The organism is Pseudomonas sp. R2-37-08W, assembly GCF_003851705.1.
In the GTDB taxonomy this organism is placed as follows: domain Bacteria; phylum Pseudomonadota; class Gammaproteobacteria; order Pseudomonadales; family Pseudomonadaceae; genus Aquipseudomonas.
This window is the reverse complement of the sequence record NZ_CP027728.1, coordinates 168,167-187,590: the sequence shown is the minus strand read 5'-3', so window position 1 is coordinate 187,590 and position 19,424 is coordinate 168,167. Positions and strand designations below refer to the sequence as shown.

Here is a 19,424-nt window from a genome sequence, read left to right as displayed (position 1 = left end):
TGTTCAAGCCTGCATTTCGCTGATGCCGACCTGTTGCAGTGCATGCGCCAGGTCAATCACCTGGCGTTGTTCGGTGTCCTTGAGTTGCTGCAATTGCTGGCCGAGGGTCGGCGCGCCAAATACGCCACGCAACCCGTGGGCCGGGTCGGACTGGCCCTTGATCGACTTGCTGTCGAACGCCTTGAGGCCGCTCTCGTCGCCACCGCTTTCACGGTTGAACAGGCTCGACAAGGAGCTTGAACCAAACACTCCGCCATCGCCGCCGCCAAAGCCGAGAAAGCCCTTGCCGCTGCCATCACCGGCGTCGTTGTTGCTGAACACCTGGGCGATAAAGCTCGGCGCCGACGCACCGTTTTGAATGAAGATACTGCCCAGGGGCGGCAAGCCCGCGCCTATTTCGCGCGGTGCAAACAACGGCGAGAAGCCGATGAGTGAGCCGAGATTGCCGGTCGGCTGGCCGAAGATAACGGGCTGCAATGGCACGTTCGTCGCCACCTGCGACGGTGCCGGCTCGGTGACGCGAAACAGCGGGTCGCCAGTCAACGTGACGGTATTGATCGAGAAGTTGTTGGAGTTGGCAAAACCGCTGCCCGTATTGCCCGACAGGTCATTCACCAGCCCGGTATCGAGGGTGATGAAGTTGCTCGGGTCGTTGAGGTTAGCTGCCGGGGTCAAAGTGGCCGTCCAGGTCTGGCCGCCATCGCTGGTAGCCAGGTTGGACAAGCTGCCGTTGGCCACGCTCAGGTCATCGAGGTCAAAGCCACTGACTTTTTCGCTGAAGGTGAAGGTCACGGTGGTGGTCTGGCCCACCGTCAGGTTCGGGTTGGCGATGCTGATCGTCGCGGTGGGACGTTCGCCATCAATCGCATAGTTGTTGGAGATCGCAATGCCGCTGCCGGCATTACCCGCCGTGTCATTGACCTGGCCGGCATCCAGCACGATCAGGTTGGTCGCATCGCTGATCACCGCAGTCGGGGTCAGGAAGGCGGTCCAGGTTTTACCGCCATCCTGGCTTGCCAGGTTGGACAGCACACCATTGGCCACACTCAGGTCCGACAGGTCAAAGCCGCTCACTGCTTCGCTGAAGGCGATGGTAACGGTGGTGGTCTGCCCGATGCCCAAGGTGCCGTTGGCCACGGAAATACTCGCGGTGGGGCGTTGGGTGTCGACGGCATAGTTGTTGGAATCGGTGGTGCCGCTGCCTGCGTTGCCGGCCGCGTCCTGCACGCCGCTGTTGTTCAGCGTGACCAGATTGCTGGTGTCGGTGATGTTGGCTGTCGGCGTCAGGGTCGCGGTCCAGGTCACGCCGCCATCGCTGGAGGCCAGGTTGCCCAGAGTGCCATTGGCCACGCTCAGGTCGCCGGTGCTCAAGCCACTGACTGCCTCGGAGAAGGTAATGGTGACTTGGGCGGTCTCACCCACCTTCAATGCGCCGTGGTCGACCACAACCGTCGCGGTCGGCCGCAGCGTGTCGATGCTGAAGTTATCGGAGCCCGTCACGCCACTGCCGACATTGCCTGCCAGGTCGCTGACACCGGCGTTATCCAGCGTGATCAGGTTGGTGGTGTCGTGAATGTCGCTGGTCGGCGTAAACGTTGCCGTCCAGGTCATGCCACCGTCGGCGCTGCTCAGCGCCGAGAGGGTGCCGTTGGGCACGCTCAGGTCGCTGTTGTCGAAACCTGAAACCGCCTCGCTGAAGGTGATGGTCACCAGCGACGTTTCCCCGGCGGCCAGGGTCGGGTCGGCGACCACGATCGTGGCCGTTGGGCGCTGGCTGTCGATGGTGTAGTTGTTCGAATCGGTAGTGCCGCTGCCAACGTTGCCGGCCTGGTCGGCGATGCCGGTATTGTTCAGCGTGATTACGTTGCTGGTGTCGGTGATCCCGGCCGTCGGCGTGAAAGTCGCGGTCCAGGTAATGCCGCCATCGCTGCTGCTCAAGGCGCTCAGGGTACCGTTGGCAACCGTCAGGTCGGCGAGGGTAAAGCCGGTGACTGCCTCGGAGAAGGTGACCGTTACCAGCGACGTCTGGCCGACGCCGAGGGCGGTATCGGCAAGCACAATGCTGGCGGTCGGGGCCTGTGTGTCGATGGCGTAGTTGTTGGAGTCGGTGGTGCCACTGCCGACGTTGCCCGAGCCGTTCTGTACACCGCTGTTATCCAGGGTGATCAGGTTAGTGGCGTCGGTGATGGCGCTGGTGGGCGTGAACGTCGCCGTCCAGGTGATGCCGCCGTCACTGCTGCTCACCGCGCTCAGCGTACCGTTGGCGATGGCCAGGTCAGCGTTGCTGAAACCGCTGACCGCTTCGCTGAACGTGATGGTGATCAGTGAGGTTTCGCCGACGCTTAACGCGGTGTCCGCGACCAAGATGGTCGCTGTCGGTTGCACCGTATCGATGGTGAAGTTGCCCGAGTTGGTGATGCCGGTGCCCGCATTACCGGCCAGGTCGGCGACCCCGGCGTTGTTCAGGGTGACCAGATTGGTGGTGTCGCGCACGCTGGCGTTCGGGGTGAAGGTTGCCGTCCAGGTGATGCCACCGTCGGCGCTGCTCACCGCCGAGAGCGTGCCGTTGGGCACGCTCAGGTCGCTGTTATCGAAACCTGCAACCGCCTCGCTGAAAGTGATGGTGACCAGCGAGGTTTCCCCGGCGGCCAGGGTCGGGTCGGCGACCACGATCGTGGCCGTTGGGCGCTGGCTGTCGATGGTGTAGTTGTTCGAATCGGTGGTGCCACTGCCAGCGTTGCCGGCCTGGTCGGCGATGCCGGTATTGTTCAGCGTGATCAGGTTGCTGGTGTCGGTGATTCCGGCCGTCGGCGTGAAGGTTGCGGTCCAGGTAATGCCGCCATCGCTGCTGCTCAAGGCGCTCAGGGTACCGTTGGCAACCGCGAGGTCGGCGTTGGTAAAGCCTGTGACCGCCTCGGAGAAGGTGACCGTTACCAGCGACGTCTCGCCGACGCCGAGGGCGGTATCGGCAAGCACAATGCTCGCAGTCGGGGCCTGTGTGTCGATGGCGTAGTTGTTGGAGCTGGTGGTGCCGCTGCCGACGTTGCCCGAGCCGTTCTGTACACCGCTGTTATCCAGGGTGATCAGGTTGCTGGCATCGGTAATGGCGCTGGTGGGCGTGAACGTCGCCGTCCAGGTGATGCCGCCGTCGCTGCTGCTCACCGCGCTCAGCGTACCGTTGGCGATGGCCAGGTCGGCGTTGCTGAAACCGCTGACCGCTTCGCTAAAGGTGATGGTGACCAGTGAGGTTTCACCGACGCTTAACGCGGTGTCCGCGACCACGATGGTTGCCGTCGGTTGCACCGTATCAATGGTGAAGTTGCCCGAGTTGGTGATGCCGGTACCGGCATTACCGGCCAGGTCGGCGACCCCGGCGTTGTTCAGGGTGATCAGATTGGTGGTGTCGCGCACGCTAGCGTTTGGGGTGAAGGTTGCCGTCCAAGTGATGCCACCGTCGGCGCTGCTCACCGCCGAGAGCGTGCCGTTGGGCACGCTCAGGTCGCTGTTGTCGAAACCTGAAACCGCCTCGTTGAAGGTGATGGTCACCAGCGAGGTCTCACCGGCGCTCAACACTGGGTCGGCGACCACGATCGTGGCCGTTGGGCGCTGGCTGTCGATGGTGTAATTGTTCGAATCGGTGGTGCCGCTGCCGACGTTGCCGGCCGAGTCGGCGATGCCGGTATTGTTCAGCGTGATCAGGTTGCTGGTGTCGGTTATTCCGGCCGTCGGCGTGAAGGTTGCGGTCCAGGTAATGCCGCCATCGCTGCTGCTCAAGGCGCTCAAGGTACCGTTGGCAACCGTCAGGTCAGCGAGGGTAAAGCCTGTGACCGCCTCGGAGAAAGTGACCGTTACCAGCGACGTCTGGCCGACGCCGAGGGCGGTATCGGCAAGCACAATGCTGGCGGTCGGGCGCTGGGTGTCGATGGCGTAGTTGTTGGAGTCGGTGGTACCGGTGCCGACGTTGCCCGAGCCGTTCTGTACACCGCTGTTGTCGAGGGTGATCAGGTTGCTGGCATCGGTAATGGCGCTGGCGGGCGTGAACGTCGCCGTCCAGGTGATACCGCCGTCGCTGCTGCTCACCGCGCTCAGCGTACCGTTGGCGATGGCCAGGTCGGCGTTGCTGAACCCGCTGACCGCTTCGCTGAAGGTGATGGTGACCAGTGACGTTTCGCCGACGCTTAACGCGGTGTCCGCGACCACGATGGTCGCTGTCGGCTGTACGGTGTCGATCGTGTAGTTGGCCGAGTTGGTGGTGCCGGACCCGGCGTTGCCGGCGAGGTCGGCGACGCCGGTATTGGCCAGGGTAATCAGGTTGGTGGCGTCGTTGACGCCAAGCGTCGGCGTGAAGGTGGCGGTCCAGGTGATCCCGCCATCGCTGCTGCTGACGGCCGTCAACGTGCCGTTGGCAATCGACAGGTCGGCATTGGTGAAACCGCTGACGGCCTCACTGAAGGTTACGGTGACCAACGAGGTCTCACCGGCGCTCAACACCGGGTCGGCGACCACGATGGTCGCGGTCGGCCGGGCGGTATCGACGGCGTAATTGGCCGAATCGGTGGTGCCGCTGCCGGCGTTGCCGGCCTGGTCGGCAATGCCGGTATTGTTCAGGGTGATCAGGTTGGTGGTGTCGCTGGTGCTGGCGGCAGGGGTAAACGTCGCTGTCCAGGTAATCCCCCCGTCGCTGCTGCTGACGGACGTCAATGTGCCGTTGGCAATCGTCAGGTCGGCATTGGTGAAACCCGTCACGGCTTCACTGAAGGTGATGGTCACCAACGAGGTGTCGCCGATTTTCAGGGCCGTGTCGGCCATCACGATGGATGCAGCCGGACGCTGGGTGTCGATGGTGTAGTTGTTGGAGCTGGTGGTGCCGAGGCCCTGGTTGCCATTCGCATCACTGACCCCGGTGTTATCCAGGGTGATGAGGTTGGTGGTGTCGGTAATGCTGGCCGTCGGGGTGAGCGTCGCGGTCCAGGTGATGCCGCCGTCGCTGCTGCTGACGGCCGACAACGTACCGTTGGCGACAGCCAGGTCCGCGTTGGTAAAGCCGCTGACGGCCTTGTTGAACGTGATGGTGACCGTTGAGGTTTCACCAATGGCCAGCGCGGTGTCGGCCACGACAAGGGTAGCGGTCGGACGCGTGGTGTCGACCACGAAGTTGTTCGAATCGGTGGTGCCCTGCCCGGTGTTTCCGGCAGCGTCTGCTACCCCGGCGTTATTCAGGGTAATCACGTTGGTGGTGTCAGTGACGCTGTTGGTGGGCGTGAACGTGGCCGTCCAGGTGATGCCGCCGTCGCCGCTGGTGACGGCCGACAGCGTCCCGTTGGCGAGGGTCAGGTCCGCGTTGGTGAAACCGCTCACGGCCTCACTGAAGGTGATGGTCACCAGCGAGGTTTCACCGATGCTCAGGTTATTGTCGGCGACCACGATGGTCGCGGTCGGCCGGGCCGTATCAATGGCGTAGTTGGCCGAATCGGTGGTGCCACTGCCGGCGTTGCCGGCCTGGTCGGCAATGCCGGTGTTGTCCAGGGTGATCAGGTTGGTGGCGTCGGTGATAGCGGTGGTCGGGGTAAAGGTCGCCGTCCAGGTGATACCGCCATCGCCGCTGCTGACAGCCGTCAGCGTACCGTTGGCGATGGTCAGGTCAGCGTTGGTGAAACCGCTTACGGCTTCACTGAAAGTAAAGGTCACTGCCGTGGTTTCGCCGGCTTTGAGTGCCGTGTCGGTGATAGCGATCGTGGCCGTCGGGCGAAGCGTGTCGACCACGTAGTTGGCGGAATTGGTGGTGCCGACGCCGACTGCGCCGTCGGAGATGGCCGCCACGCCGGTGTTGTCCAGGGAGATAACGTTGGTGGTGTCCGAGATGGCATTGGTGGGCGTAAACGTCGCCGTCCAGGTAATGCCGCCGTCGGCGCTGGAAACGGCCGTCAACGTGCCATTGGCGATGGCCAGGTCGGCATTGGTGAAACCGCTCACGGCCCGGCTGAAGGTGATGGTTACCAGGGAGGTATCGCCGATTTTCAGGGCGCTATCAGCCAGCACGATGGTCGCGGTCGGGGGCTCGACATAGGCGGTATTGAGGACGCCGCCACTGCTGTAAATCGAGGGCTGCGCGCTCGGCGAGGTACCCGCAGTGCCCCCGCTCGTAGGGCCGCCTGCCCCGCTGGCCGCGGCGTTACCACTCAGTGCGGCAAAGTTGGCGGCGGTGATCAACACGGTCCCGCCGTTGTTCCAGATGGCCCCCACACCGCGACCACCGGCGCCGCCGTCGAAGATCTTGCCGCCGCTGCCGCCGCCCCCACCGCCGCCGCCGGCCGCGATGTTGTTGCTGATCACCGAAGCACCGATCACTTTCAGGGTGCCGCTTGAAGCGTTGTAGATACCGCCCGATGCATTGCCGCCGACGCCGCCGACCTTGTCCCAGCCGGAGCCGCCACCGCCACCGCCAATCGAAAGCGTGCCGTTGGTCGCCGATCCGCCGTCACCGCCGTGGCTGTAGCCGGAGGCGCCATTGCCACCCAGGCCGCCGGTACTGGTGCCGCCGCGTCCGCCCATGTCGTTGACTGAGTAGCCCCCCCCGTAGCCGCCAGCGCCTGCGCTGCCGGCGCCCCCGGCATACGTGAGGTTGCCTGGGCCGGTCGAACCGCCATGGCCGCCGCTTCCCCCACCGATACCCCCGCCGCCGCCGCCACCGCCGCCGGAATAGGCGGGCGTCACGCCACCACCGCCACCGCCACCGGACGCGGCGTTGGCGGTGACCGTCACGTTGTTGAGCGTGAGGGTGCCAGCGTTGAAAATCCCCCCGCCCATCGCGCCCGCCGCTGCCGCGCCGCCGTTGCCGCCGTTGCCCGCCACCAGCCCTTTGGTGATGACCAGGCCATCGAGGGTTACCGTACTGCCGGACGCGATTTCCACGACGCGGGACCGGTACTGGCCATCGAGGGTGATATCTGCAGTGCCATTGTTGTCCAGGTCACCATCGACGGTGATGTTTTTATTGATCAGCAACTCGGAGGTGAGCGCCACGGTCGAGCCGGAGAGGCCGGAATTGAACGTGACGATATCGCCGTTCTGCGCCGAGGCGATGGCCGCGCGCAGCGAGCCGACCCCGGTGTTGAGGTTGTTGGTAGCGGTCCAGGTCGCCAGGCCCCACTGGTAATCGCTCATGGCTTTGGTCGACAGCACGTTGGCGCTTTCGATGGAGCCGGTGGCGATCTCCAGGTCCCAGTCGCCGCCCACGCCCGTGCGGTTGATCGACGCCGCCACGTCGCGGCCGGTCAACTGCGCCAGGGAATCGACAAAATTCAGGCCGCGTTCGCCCTCGGCGGTGTAGCAGCCGTAAATCAGGATGTCGCCGCCAACGTTCATGTCCTTGCCGATTTCCCCCAGCACCGCGCTGCGGGCCGCGACATTGTCGGCCGACAGGTAGGTAGTACCGAGCCACAGATCGCCCGCGTTGCCGTGGGCAATGATCTGCACCGAGCTGACGCCCTGGTGAGTGTCGAGGTAGTCGGCAATCTGCTGCAGGCCGTCCTTGCTCGCATCCAGCTGGATGACCTGGGCGCCCGGGGCCACGCCTTGCAACAAGCTGGCGGAGTCCTTGACCCGGGCATCCACGAACACCACGGTTTGACCGGGCACGGCTACGGGTGAAACGGCTGGCGCGTCGGCCTGGCCGTGGGTGTCTTTGCTCACGCTCGGGTGGTCAGCCGTCGGCGGCTTGGCGGCGTCAGCGGTGGGATGGCTGTCGGGTTGCGCCGCTTCAGCCACGGTGGCGGCGACTGCGCCGTCGAACAGCATGCGCGGCTCCAGGTGCATGATCATCGGCGAGACCCGTGCCCGTACTGCTTCGGTTTCCCGCGACTTGCGATTGCTCCACCACATGCTGCTCACCCGGCGTCAAACGTTCTTGAGAAAAATGAAAACGCCGCGATCAACTGATCGCGGCGTTGGCCTTCATACGAATCACATTGGCGGCGCTGGCTGAGCCGTCCTGCCAAAACGACAACTCGGTGTACTGCTGGAACAAGTCCGGCGGCAGGATGGTGCGCCGCGACTGCAAGCGCACCTTGGGCTGGACCTTGTGCAAGCCGGCAACGCCCAGCGCCTCGTCGAATGCCGGCGCGTCGTAGGCGAGGTTGTCGAAGTCATGCTCAAACCACGGCTCGCCGATAAAATCGTAGACCAGCCGCATGACCCGCTCCGGGGCTTGGCTGAGCAAGTCGTAATCGACGATCAGCAAAGAATCGGCATGCTCACCGTAATAGGCTTCCTTGAGCGCAGCCCAGGCAAACCCGACCAGACGGTTGCGCTGGGCCAGGGTTTCACAGCGGCTGTAGACCGTGTTGCGCTCGACGTCATCGCCAAACAGCTTGGTGTTTTCGAAGGGATTGGCGCGATACAGGCGTTCCAGGCTGTCCATGATCCAGGCGACGTTGCGCACACAGGCGACGACCTTGGCCTGGGGAAACAGGTCGTGCAGCGCAGGCATGCGCGCACACCACTGGCGGTTGGTGTCGAATACCACCGGGATGGAGGCTTTGTCGGCGTAGTAGGAATCAAACAGGCCGCGCAACAGGCGACGACGGGTGTTGGCATCGATGACCGAGCCAAACTCGCTGCCGGCGCTGCACTGCGCCAGCACACCATTGAACAAAGTGCCTAAAGGGCTGCTCATGCCGGCGTGAAAACGCGGGTTCTGCAATAAAATCGCAGAGAGCAGGGTCGAGCCGGAGCGCGGCAAGCCCGAGATAAAGTGATACTGCAATCCGTTCACCACTTTGTAGGACAAAAATCCGTTTGTGGGCCGGAGCGTAGTTGAGAAACACAGTGCCGACTAGCGATCATTTGCCACTATTTTGGCATGCACCTAATACCAATTCGTGATTAGCGGCAACCGGCGGGCCGCGAAGGCTCTGGCCCGCCACACAGCACGAATAGCCGCGCCCGCGCGCCGCCGCCGTCCTGCTGCAAAAGTTCTTGCCAGCCTGGCGGAATCGGCGCGAATTCATCCGGCAGTTCGTTGCTGCTGATCAGCCAGACACGGCGGGTGTCGGGCGCTAAGGCAGACAGACGGTCAAGGTAGATGCGCCCGCCGTCCTGATCCACCAGGGTGCCGAAGCCATAGGCATTCGGCCGAGTCGGCGTGCCGTCGGGCCTGGGCGGGGTGTAAAGCTGCAGTTGGGCGTCGGTCTGGTCGTAATACACGTAGCTGAGGTACCACATCATGTCGCTGAGAACGATGCGGTCGCCTTCCTGGTAGTTGCGGTTGACGAACTCCACCGGCACGTTGAACTGATCATGCACATCCACCGTGGCATTGTTTTTCAGCCCCAGCAGCTCCACTCCGACAAACACCACGCACAACGCCGCGCCCAGCCATGCCAGGCGCGTGGGCAGGCGGTCGATGGCCAGGGCCACAAGGATCGGCAAGCCCAGGGCGTATACCGTGAGGTAGCGCTCGATAAACACCGGCGAGATGAACGACACCGCATACACCAGCAGTAGCGGCAACAGGAAGAACAGCGCCAGCAGGCGGGCCGGGTGATGGCGCTCGCGATCCTGCCAGGCGGTGGCTATCACGACGGCGATCAACAACAGCGGGAACAGCCAGAACAGCGGTCGCCAGAAGTCCACGCCTTCATCCTGAAGCGTGAACTGCCAGATCATCGACGGCACGGAGGTCAACGTGACCGGGTCTTCCCAGCCAATGTCACCGCCGACCTTGAGCTGTTCGACGTGTTGCACGAGGTCAAGCAGGTTCGGCAGCCAGGGCAAATACAACGCCACGACCAGCGCATTGGCGCACCACCACGACGGACGCAGGATCAGGCGCTGGCCGGGCGCCTGGGACGGGCACAGCAGCCCCAGGTAAGCCCAGTGCACCAGCACGCACAGTGCAGTGAAGTAATGGGTATAAAAACCGGCGGCCATCAACAGCGCATAAACGACCAGGAAACGCGTGCGCGCGGGTTGGCGCACCCAGTACACCAGCGCCAGCGTGGCCCCCAGTAACCACACGGCCAGCAGCGAGTACATGCGCACTTCCTGGCTGTAGCGCACGGCGGAGGGGAACAGCGCCAGCAGCACCCCCGCCAGCACCGCAGCGCGACGGGTAGACAGTTGCCGCGTGAGCCAGACGCCCAGGCCCACCGCCAGCACGCCGGGGATCGCGCTCATGCCGCGAATCGACCAGATGCCGTCGCCGAACAGTTCGATCCAGCCGCGCAGCATGAAAAAGTACAGCGGCGGGTGCACATCATGGGCGGCGTGAAACCACAGGTCGTCCAGGGCGTATTCGCTGAGCAGCAGGCTTGAGCCCTCATCGCCCCAGATCGCCGCAGCCGTCAGGCCATAAAACCGCACGGCCATGGCCAGCGCCAGGATCGGCACCCACCACAAACGGCTGAGCCAACCGGCGCCTTCCCAGGCGCTCGAAAGGCGATTGACTACGGAAAGTGCCGCCACTTTGTCGTCTTGTTCTACCACAGACCGTCGCACCTCAACTCCCCAGACACAGCCCGTTTACCAGGCAAACCCCACACATGCGCAAACACGCGCCACTCTAGGACAAAAGCCCCGGTTTCGCTCGCTGTTTCGCAACCGCCAGGCAGCAAGCAACAACGGCGACTACGCTCTGCGATGGCGCCGGACCGATTGGCGTCCTCCCCCCTGTCTAGCCATCACAAGGATGAACGATCCATGGAAGTTTTCATCGGCACCATCCAACCCTTTGCGTTTGATTTCGCCCCCAGAGACTGGGCCCTGTGCGCCGGGCAAACCCTTGCCGTCAACCAGTACCAGGCGCTGTACGCCCTGCTCGGTGTCGTTTACGGCGGAAATGGCAGCGTCAGCTTCATGCTGCCTAACCTGCAAGGTCGAATGCCCATTGGTCAAGGCAGCGGCGCGGGTTTGTCGGCGCGCGTCATTGGCGAAATCTCCGGCACGGAATCCGTCACCGCCACCCTGCTCAACCTGCCTGCCCACACCCACGCCATGACACCACTCACCGCCACCACCTCGGTGCAACTGGCGAACACCTCCAGCAACCCGCTGACAGTACCCAGCGCTACCAACGCGTTTATCGGCGCTTCCGGCGGTGGGCCGGGCAGCGCCGCAATCTATTCAGACCAGCAGGGCGCCACGCCGGTCCCTCTGCAGGGCGTGAGCACCGCCGTGGCCGGAGGCACGATCAGTGTCGCCGGTCAGGGCCAGGCCTTGGCCACCATGAACCCTTACCTTGCGATCAATTTCAGCATTGCCTTGAACGGGCTTTTTCCGTCGCGCGATTAACCCCTGGCCGGGGCTCGCAGGCCCCGGCATCTCTGAAATGGAGCCTCACATGTTGAACCTGGTCACCCCTGAACATTTTCGACCGTTGCTTGATGGCACCGCCGTGCTTTACCTGCCCGACGGTTCGGCGCTGCCGATCCAAGTCCAAAGCCTCAGCGAGACCCCCAAAGCCACCTTGCCCGGCAGCCCGCGCGGGGCCTTCAGGGTGCTGTTCGAAAGCCTTGTACCCACGGATTTCGTCGACGGCTTATGCCGTTTACCGCTGGCGGACGCCTGCCTCGAACAGGTGTTTGTGTCCCGCGAACCTGCCATGGGCCGCGACAGCGAGCGGGGTTATTTCTGCATCGTGTTCAACTGAGACGGGTACCACACCAACCGCTGCGCGGCGGGCGTCTGTTCTTCCACCCGAAACCCCAGCGCCAGGTAATGCCGGCACGCATGGGGGTTGCTCGCCCACACCACCGTGCTCACCGGGCACATCACCTGCGTGGCCGCCTGCTGCACCCCCTGCAATACCGCGCGGCCAAAACCCTGGCCACGCGCGGTGGGGATGAATGCCAGGTACAACACCCGGATTTCATGGGCCCCGAAGTCGGCACTCAAGGCGCCGATGGGCGTGTCCAGTTTTTCGATGACATAGTGCAGCGCACCGGGAAAATGCTCGTCCAGGCCCTTTTCCTGGACCTGGAATTGCTGGGCGATCACCTCCTCGACCAGCGCCTGCTCGCCATCAATCCACTGCAGATCCGCACGTGCCGAGCGGTAAAGGCGCTGCAAAAACGGCCCGTCGGTACTGCGTGAGGGACGCATCACCAGGCCCTGCGCCAGGGCATCTTGCTTGTTCGACATTGCGTTCACTCCTAGAACCCGCTTTCCCGTACACCCAACGCCGCCGCCCGTCGCCAGGCCACGCCCAGCACCGACTCACTGCGCCCCTGCAGTATCACCACGCCGCGCAACGGCTGACGGGGCGTTGCAATCGCTTGCAGACTTTTCAAGCGTGCGCCGTATTGCGCCTGCACCGGCTCCGGGCGCTGGTTTTCATCGCGGCGCACGGCAATCGGCCCGTGATGGTCTGAGGTCAGCGCCTCCTGGTCCAGGTAGGCCACACCGTTGGCGTCGATATCGGTCAATTCCACCGGGATGGCCGCGTGCATCGGGTCATCGGCGATAAACCGTCCGGTTGCCCCCGGCGCCACCCGCCACAGCTCGGCCTCGGCGATGTAACCGCGCAGGCGGGCGCCCTCTTCCACCACCCGCGCCAGCGAGTCCTTGGGCGACAGCCAGCGCCCCACGCTCAATTGCGGCAGCACATCGCGCACCGTGCCGGCGTGAGGCGCGCGCAGCAGCAGGCGTTCGCGCTGGGCGGCCAGGCCACGGTATTCGGCGAGGGCCTGGGACAGGCGCTGATCATTGATGCCGGCGTCCACTGCCGTTTCACTGCGCCCGGCCTGGCGGCGCATCTGCAACTGCAAAATCTCCACTTCGCGGCGCACGATGCTTTGCCGGGCGTCCAGGTCCGGTGATTCCAGCTCCATCAGCACCTGGCCCTGGGTCACCACTTGCCCGTCCACCACCCGCAAGTGCTTGACCCGCGCCGCCACCGGCGCATGCAGCGCACTGGCGCGCCCGGCTTCGAGCATGGTCGGCAGCTCCACCGCGCTGCGCCAGGGCACCACCAGCGCGAGCACCAACAGCACCAGGCCCAGGCTGCTGAGCATGACTCGCGGCGCATGGGCCTGGCTGCGTCGGCTCCACCATTGGCGCCACTCCTTGAAGATCGGCAGGCCGATAAACCACACCAGTTCCACGCCCATCAGGACGATCCCCAGCAGCTTGAAAAACAGGTGATACACCGCCACGGCGATCCCTAAAAACAGCGCCGCGCGCCACAGCCACGCCAGGTAGCCCCACCACAATAGCCGGCGTTGCATATTCGGCGACCACGGCTCCGGTGCCGGTTCGCCATAACCGAACAGCAGCTCGCGCAAGCGCCAGCGACACAGCGCAAAGGCGCGACCTTGCAGGTTATCCACCTCCCACCAATCGCTGATCAAAAAGTAACCATCGAAGCGCATGAACGGGTTGAGGTTGATCGCCAGGGTGGTCAGCCAGGTGGCGCTTGCCAGCATGAACGCTGCCGTGCGCGCCGGGCCGTCCGGCAGCAGCGACCAGGCCAGCAGGGCGATGCACGCCAGCAACAACTCGGCCATGACCCCACCCGCCCCGATCATCAAGCGCGCGCGACGATCATTGACCCGCCAGGCATCGCTTACGTCGGTGTAGAACATCGGCAGCAACACCATGAACGCCACGCCCATGCTCTGCACCCTGCACCCGGCGCGCTTGGCCATAAAGGCATGGCCGAATTCATGGCACAGCTTGGCAAAGAACAGCGCCACGCCAAACGCCAGGGCGCCGCCCAGGCTGAACAGATGCGGAAACGTCGCCACAAAGCGCTGCCAGTCGCGCGCGACCAGAAACACCCCAAGCACCAAAATGATCGGCAAGCCGTAGCGCAACAACCCAGGGCCAAAGCGCGCCAGCAGCGGCCAGGCACGGTTGAGAAACGCATCCGGTCGCCACAGCGGAATCCGGAAAAACAGATATTGATGCAGCAGCACCTGCCACAGGCTTTGTTTGCGCGCGGCAGATTTGTAGAGGTAACTGGCGCGCTGCTGCGGGTCGAGGGCGGCGATCAGGTCGTGGGCGCGCAGAAAACCCAGCAGTTCATCCACTTCACTGCCGCCCAACGCCAGGCCCGGCTCGCGGTTGGCGGCCAGCAGGACTTTTTCCGGGTCACCCAGGGACCAGTGGCGCAGCAAGCGAATGGCGGTGGCGCCCAGTTTGAAATAGCGCCCGCGCACCGGGTCGGCCAGGGTCCAGCGCGGCGAGCCGTCCAGGGCCGCGCCGGCGCTGGACAGTTGCAGGTCTTCACGCAGTTTGGGCAAGTCCATCAGAGGCCCACGCTCTGGCGCAGGCCTGCCAGCGGCCGCCGCAACAGGTACAGCGCCAGCGGCGCGCGCTCGCCAAACAGCTTGGCCGTGCCGCGCAGGCCGATACGCGGCGGTGCTTCGTCGAATTGCGCATCCAGGCGATAGGCCAGTTGGCCACCCGGTGTGGGCTGCGCTTCATAGGCTGCCCGTTGCAAGGTCGCCAGGTGGCGATGCAAAGGGTCGCTGTCGAGGAACAGCGCTACCTGGGCGTTCGGTTCCAGGGCGATCGCATCGCCTACCGCCAGCTCAATGCGCAACTCGGCCTGGTCGGGGTCGGCAATCTGCAACAGGCGCTCGCCGGTTTGTACGGGTTTGCCGGTCCAGCGCTCGGCGTCGGCGAAGACGGCGATACCGTCGCGCTCGGCGCGCACTTCGCTGCGCTTGAGCAGTTCGCGGGCGTAATCGCGTTCGGCGCGTTTTTGCTCGACCCGGGCCGCCAGCAGGTCGATACGCGAATTCGATTCGGCATCGGCAAAAGCCCGCTGCGCGCTGGCCTTCAACTCGGCCTCGGCCACGCCCAGGGCACGCGCCGACACGTCGGCCTGGGCCGTGAGAGTGGTGCTTTCGAAACGCAGCAACAGATCACCGGTTTTTACCGCCTGGTTGGGCTTGACCAAAAACTGTGCAATCACCCCATCCAGCGGCGCCGCCACCACCTGCCCGGCCAGCGGCACCACTTCGGCGGGCGCCAGCACGGATTGGCGCACCGGAATCAGCAGCAACAGCAGCAAGGCGACCACCACCATCAGCCGGCGCTTGCGGGTCAGGCGCAACCGCCACGGCCGCTGCGGCTGCAGTGCATGCCAGGCATGGCTGCAGGTGTCGCCCAATTGCGCCAGCAACACTTGCTCGGCCGGATTCCACGGGGTATCTCGCGCCAGCCACAGGCCACCGAACACTCGGCCCTGGGGGTCGATCAACGGCAACCAGAACACCTGGCCGGCAGACAGGCTTTGCCAATCCGCCCGCACCGCCTCGCTCAACTGCTCCGCCGGCACGACGCGTGCGGTCTGGGCCAGCGCCTGCTTGTGCAACTGCGCCACCGCCTGCTCGACAAAGGCCACGAACGGCGCATTCGGGTCGACGTTACTCACGGCTGTCACCGCCTGCACCTTGCCGGCGATCAACAGTGCGGCATGCCGATAGCCAAACAGCGGCTGGCTGTCATTGACCAGGCTGTAGGCCAGTTGCTCGGTGGTGCGCGCGGCGCGGGTCTGGCGTTCCAGGTCCAGAAACTGCGCAAACACCCGCTCGCTGCTGCCCGGCATCGGGGCGTTCATTGCAATTGCGCAAAGTGTGCGGTGCCACTCATGCCTGCCATCAACCCGGCGGCGTTGGGTAAAGTGGCGACCAGCAGCAGCGTCTGGCTGCCCTCGTCAATGCGCGCGCCGAGTCGTTTGACCGTGGCGCTGAACGCCTGGCCGGTTTCATCGGGGGTAAAGGTGAAGGTCTGGCCGGGCTTGAGCTTGTCCATCCAGCGTGACGGCACCAGCAGGTGGATTTCCAGGCTGCGGTTGTCGACGATTTCCAGCAGCGGCGCCCCTGCCGACACGCTTTCATAGCGTTGCACCTTGCGCTGCACCACCTGGCCGTCATACGGCGCCAGCACGCTGCAACGCTTGACCTGCACCTGGTAGACCTGGGACTGGGCCTGGGTTTCGCTGAGTTTGGCTTCGGCGCGGGCCACTTCAAAGCGCCCGACTGAATTGAGCGCCGCCAGCTGTTTGTTGTGGGCCAGCTCTTCACCGGCGCCACGGCTGGCAGCCTGGGCGGCATTCAGTTGCGCCTGGTAGGCCGAGCAATCGAAACGCGCCAGGGTGTCGCCCTTCTTGAACGACTCGCCCTCACTGAACGGCAGTTCGACGATGCGCCCCGACAACTCGCTGGCCAGCATCGCCTGGTCGCGGGCCCGTAACACGCCGCGCGCCTCATCAGTGCCGGCGGCAGCCGCCGGCGGGTGATCCAGCAAGGGGTCGTCCGCCATGGCGACAGGCGCCACGCCGATCACGCAGGCAACACTCAACAGCCATAGCCGCAATAGCTTCATACGATCCTCCCTGATGAAGAACGCAGTCTATGTCAGCAAGGTTAAAACGCCACTACCCTCAATCGGACAAATCCGTGATTTGTGTGAGCGTTCACCGAAGCTGGCGTCGGATCACGCTATGATTGCCGTCCTCCAAGGACCCAGGATCAAGGACACGTCATGCGCATCGGTTTATTGTCACCTCTGGCACTGGCTCTGCTGGCCGGCATTCCCCTGACGGCCCAGGCCAGTTCCGACGACTCGTGCTACCCCGACTGGCGGGTGTCGCGTGACAGTCTCGAACCCTGCAGCAACCAACCCTTTCTCAGCCCAGGCAACGATAGCCGGGTAAACCTGCGCCTGTTGCTGGCCGCCAAAAAGGCCGCACCCCTGGCGCCGAATGCCCTGAGCGAAGAGGACCTGGCCCAGGGTTTCGGCCCGGTGCCGTTTCCGGTGTATCGCCTGGTGCCGGTTCCGGCCGCAGAGGACGAACCCGATAACCAAGCGGACGATTCGCGCACCGCCGAGCTCGACACCCTGCTCGCGCCGCTGGGTATCAAGCGTGAGGAGTACAAGACCGCAGGCGAAGCATTTCTCGATGGCGAAGGCAGCCGCTGCCGCAGCAACGCTGATGACAGCGCCACCGCGTTTATCAGCCAGGTGATCAAGGCCGATATGCCGCCCGCCGAGCGCGACCTGCTGGTGAAAGCACGTCTGCAGCTGCTGACCACCTGTGACTGGGACGGCCAGGTGGTGGATGCGCAACTGACCCCCTCGGCCAGCGCCCAACTGTTTCGCACTTATCTGCAGGCCGCCGCTGACTTCTACAGCGGCCGCTTCGGTAACGCCGAACGCGGTTTCGCCGCCGCCGCGACCAGCGAGGTGCCCTGGCTGAAGGAAACTGCGCTGTACATGGCCGCGCGCACCTCGCTGAACCAAGCCCAGGCCGAAGCCTTCGACGAATACGGTGTGCCCCAGCGCGAGCATGTGGACAAGGCCGCGTTGAGCGACGCCGAAGAAGGCTTTCTCGGCTACCTGAAAACCTACCCGCAGGGCGCTTACGTCGCGTCCGCCCGTGGCCTGCTGCGCCGGGTGCACTGGCTGGCGAATGACGAGACCAGGCTCGCCGCAGATTTCACCTGGCAATTCACCGAGGCCAGCGACGCCCAGCGCAATGTGAGCGTGGACGCGTTGGTGGAAGAAGCCGACCTCAAATTGCTGATGGCCAGCAACCAGGCGGTCAACAGCCCGATGCTGCAACTGGTCAGCGACCTGATGGCCATGCGTGCCCATACCCCGCCCCTGTTGAGTCGCGAAGCCCTCGACAAGCAAAAGAGCACCTTCGCCAACGAGCCGGCCTTGTTCGACTACCTGCAAGCGGCGTATGCCCTGTATGTCGAGCATCAACCCGACACGGCCCTGAAGCACCTGCCGACGGACCTGCCGCCAACCCTGGATTACTTCGGCTTCAGCCAGCAGACCCTGCGCGCCCTGGCCCTGGAAGCCAAGCAAGACTGGAAAGGCGCCGAAGCGCTGTGGCTGCAACTGCTGCCGCTGGCCAAGCAACCGCTGCAACGCGACCAATTGGAGCTGGCGCTGGCGATGAATTACGAGCGCAGCGGCCAACTGACCAAGGTGTTCGCCGCCGACTCGCCGATCAGTGCCAGGCAGGTGCGCTACATCCTGCTGCGCAACGTGGCCGGTCCCGACCTGTTGCGCCAGCAGATCGCCAAGGCCAACGACCCGACTGAACGCCAGACCGCCCAATTCGTGCTGCTCTACAAAGACCTGCTGCACCGCCAGTTCGCGACCTTCGCCGACGACCTCAAGCAGGCCTCGCTGTCTGACGACAAACTCGGCACCAGCCTGGGTTACACCTACAGCGGCGGGCAAAGCCTGAAACTGTTCCAGTGGAACGGTGACAAGGCCGAATCCGGCTATGCCTGCCCGAGCGTCGCGCAAACCGCCGTGACCTTGCAAAGCGACGCAAAAAACCCGCAAGCCCTCAACTGCCTGGGGGAATTTATCCTGCGCAATGGCCTGGACGGCATGCCGCTGGAGCAAGCCCGCGCCACCGGCAGCCTTGGCAGCACCGCCTCGGAGTTCAAAGGTGAAACCTTCGCGCGCCTGGACGGCTACCAGCAGGTGATCGCCAATGCCAAGGCGCCCAAAACCGACCGGGCCTACGCACTGTTTCGCGCGATCAATTGCTACGCGCCGGCCGGCTACAACAGCTGCGGCGGCGAAGACGTGGCGCCGGCCGTGCGCAAAGGCTGGTTCCGCCAGCTCAAGAGCGGTTTCGCCGACACCCAGTGGGGCAAATCGCTGCAGTACTACTGGTGAAAACCCTGTGGCTGGGCCTGCTGTTGCTGGCAAGCCCGGCCTTCGGTGCTGTTGACGCCCGTGACTACGACGCTTTCTGGCTGTGGAGCGGCGTCGCGCCCCAGCCGGTGCTCAAGCAGGCCAAGACCCTCTACATCCTGCAGGGCCAGATCAACTCCACCCGCCGCGCGCCGCAACGCGGTGCGCAACTGATCGCCCAGGGCATGAGCGTGCCGCGTATCACCCAGGGCGACATCTGGGTGGTCTACCGCGCTCACACCCTGCGGTGGCCTGAATCGGTCTACACCCAACTGCTCGGCCAGGTGCAACGCTGGCGCGAGGCGGGCAACCCGGTGGTCGGCATCCAGATCGACTTTGACGCCCGCACTCAATACCTGCACGAATACGCAACCTTTCTGCGCGACCTGCGCCAACGCCTGCCGACCGACCTGCGCTTGAGCATCACCGGCCTGATGGACTGGAGCAGCAACGCCGACCCCGCCGCCATCGCCCAGCTCAAGGGCGTGGTGGATGAAGTGGTGGTGCAGACCTATCAAGGGCGGCACAGCATCCCCGACTACGCCGCGTATTTGCCCCGGATGAACCGGCTGGGCGTGCCGTTCAAGGTCGGCCTGATTCAGGGCGGAGAATGGCAAGCGCCGGAGTATTTACAGGGGAGTGAGTGGTTTCGGGGGTATGTGGTGTTTTTGCAGAATCGTTGACAGGGAGGCTGGCTTTATGCAAGAAAGTGTCCTCTGTCCGCGGACAGAGGACAATAACTTTTGAGGCCA

The 19,424-nt window shown here is 64.3% G+C and carries 11 protein-coding genes; 4 read left to right on the top strand and 7 right to left on the bottom strand.

Annotated features, from left to right (window positions below):
* Nucleotides 1–3 precede the first annotated feature (3 nt).
* The 3 genes from C4J93_RS00760 to C4J93_RS00750 all read right to left on the bottom strand — a co-directional run bounded on the left by C4J93_RS00760 (nt 4) and on the right by C4J93_RS00750 (nt 10,497).
* On the bottom strand, nt 4–7,881 hold the full coding sequence (locus C4J93_RS00760; protein WP_124428328.1) for an Ig-like domain-containing protein: 7,878 nt from the start codon (nt 7,879–7,881) through the stop codon (nt 4–6).
* A gap of 49 nt (nt 7,882–7,930) precedes the next feature.
* Entirely contained in the window at nt 7,931–8,773 is an 843-nt protein-coding gene (locus C4J93_RS00755; RefSeq protein WP_124372365.1) for a sulfotransferase, read from the bottom strand.
* Nucleotides 8,774–8,883: 110 nt separating this feature from the next.
* A complete protein-coding gene (locus C4J93_RS00750) occupies nt 8,884–10,497 on the bottom strand; it encodes a glycosyltransferase family 39 protein (protein WP_124428327.1) in 1,614 nt (537 codons plus the stop codon).
* Nucleotides 10,498–10,698: 201 nt separating this feature from the next.
* On the opposite strand from C4J93_RS00750, the gene C4J93_RS00745 reads away from it, so the two are divergent.
* The gene (locus C4J93_RS00745; protein ID WP_124360699.1) at nt 10,699–11,289 is read left to right on the top strand and encodes a phage tail protein; all 591 of its coding nucleotides are present in this window, start codon (nt 10,699–10,701) and stop codon (nt 11,287–11,289) included.
* A 49-nt stretch (nt 11,290–11,338) separates the two neighbouring features.
* Nucleotides 11,339–11,647 carry a hypothetical protein gene (locus C4J93_RS00740; protein WP_124428326.1) on the top strand — a complete coding sequence of 103 codons (309 nt, stop codon included), beginning with the start codon at nt 11,339–11,341 and terminating at the stop codon, nt 11,645–11,647.
* On the opposite strand, the gene C4J93_RS00735 is transcribed toward C4J93_RS00740, so the two are convergent.
* From C4J93_RS00735 to C4J93_RS00720, 4 genes are read right to left on the bottom strand one after another with little or no spacing between them, the layout of a single operon-like run.
* Nucleotides 11,623–12,138 (bottom strand): GNAT family N-acetyltransferase, encoded by a 516-nt coding sequence (locus C4J93_RS00735; RefSeq protein WP_124428325.1) that lies wholly within the window; start codon nt 12,136–12,138, stop codon nt 11,623–11,625. The genes C4J93_RS00740 and C4J93_RS00735 overlap by 25 nt on opposite strands.
* Nucleotides 12,139–12,149: 11 nt before the next feature.
* Complete coding sequence (locus C4J93_RS00730; RefSeq protein WP_124428324.1) at nt 12,150–14,246, bottom strand: HlyD family efflux transporter periplasmic adaptor subunit; 2,097 nt, start codon at nt 14,244–14,246, stop codon at nt 12,150–12,152.
* Complete coding sequence (locus tag C4J93_RS00725; RefSeq protein ID WP_124360695.1) at nt 14,246–15,565, bottom strand: efflux RND transporter periplasmic adaptor subunit; 1,320 nt, start codon at nt 15,563–15,565, stop codon at nt 14,246–14,248. Before C4J93_RS00725 ends, C4J93_RS00730 begins: the two co-directional genes overlap by 1 nt.
* Nucleotides 15,562–16,332 (bottom strand): efflux RND transporter periplasmic adaptor subunit, encoded by a 771-nt coding sequence (locus C4J93_RS00720; RefSeq protein WP_124408752.1) that lies wholly within the window; start codon nt 16,330–16,332, stop codon nt 15,562–15,564. Before C4J93_RS00720 ends, C4J93_RS00725 begins: the two co-directional genes overlap by 4 nt.
* Nucleotides 16,333–16,491: 159 nt before the next feature.
* Between C4J93_RS00720 and C4J93_RS00715 the strand changes: the two genes are divergently transcribed.
* Both C4J93_RS00715 and C4J93_RS00710 read left to right on the top strand, forming a co-directional pair.
* Nucleotides 16,492–18,654 carry an outer membrane assembly lipoprotein YfiO gene (locus C4J93_RS00715; RefSeq protein WP_124428323.1) on the top strand — a complete coding sequence of 721 codons (2,163 nt, stop codon included), beginning with the start codon at nt 16,492–16,494 and terminating at the stop codon, nt 18,652–18,654.
* A complete protein-coding gene (locus tag C4J93_RS00710) occupies nt 18,651–19,355 on the top strand; it encodes a DUF3142 domain-containing protein (RefSeq protein ID WP_124428322.1) in 705 nt (234 codons plus the stop codon). Before C4J93_RS00715 ends, C4J93_RS00710 begins: the two co-directional genes overlap by 4 nt.
* Nucleotides 19,356–19,424: the final 69 nt, after the last annotated feature.

Coding starts and splice junctions, on each gene's coding strand:
- C4J93_RS00740 (WP_124428326.1), top strand. CDS start 11,339: ATGTTGAACCTGGTCACCCCTGAACATTTTCGACCGTTGCTTGATGGC.
- C4J93_RS00730 (WP_124428324.1), bottom strand. CDS start 14,246: ATGGACTTGCCCAAACTGCGTGAAGACCTGCAACTGTCCAGCGCCGGC.
- C4J93_RS00720 (WP_124408752.1), bottom strand. CDS start 16,332: ATGAAGCTATTGCGGCTATGGCTGTTGAGTGTTGCCTGCGTGATCGGC.
- C4J93_RS00725 (WP_124360695.1), bottom strand. CDS start 15,565: ATGAACGCCCCGATGCCGGGCAGCAGCGAGCGGGTGTTTGCGCAGTTT.
- C4J93_RS00715 (WP_124428323.1), top strand. CDS start 16,492: ATGCGCATCGGTTTATTGTCACCTCTGGCACTGGCTCTGCTGGCCGGC.
- C4J93_RS00735 (WP_124428325.1), bottom strand. CDS start 12,138: ATGTCGAACAAGCAAGATGCCCTGGCGCAGGGCCTGGTGATGCGTCCC.
- C4J93_RS00760 (WP_124428328.1), bottom strand. CDS start 7,881: ATGTGGTGGAGCAATCGCAAGTCGCGGGAAACCGAAGCAGTACGGGCA.
- C4J93_RS00745 (WP_124360699.1), top strand. CDS start 10,699: ATGGAAGTTTTCATCGGCACCATCCAACCCTTTGCGTTTGATTTCGCC.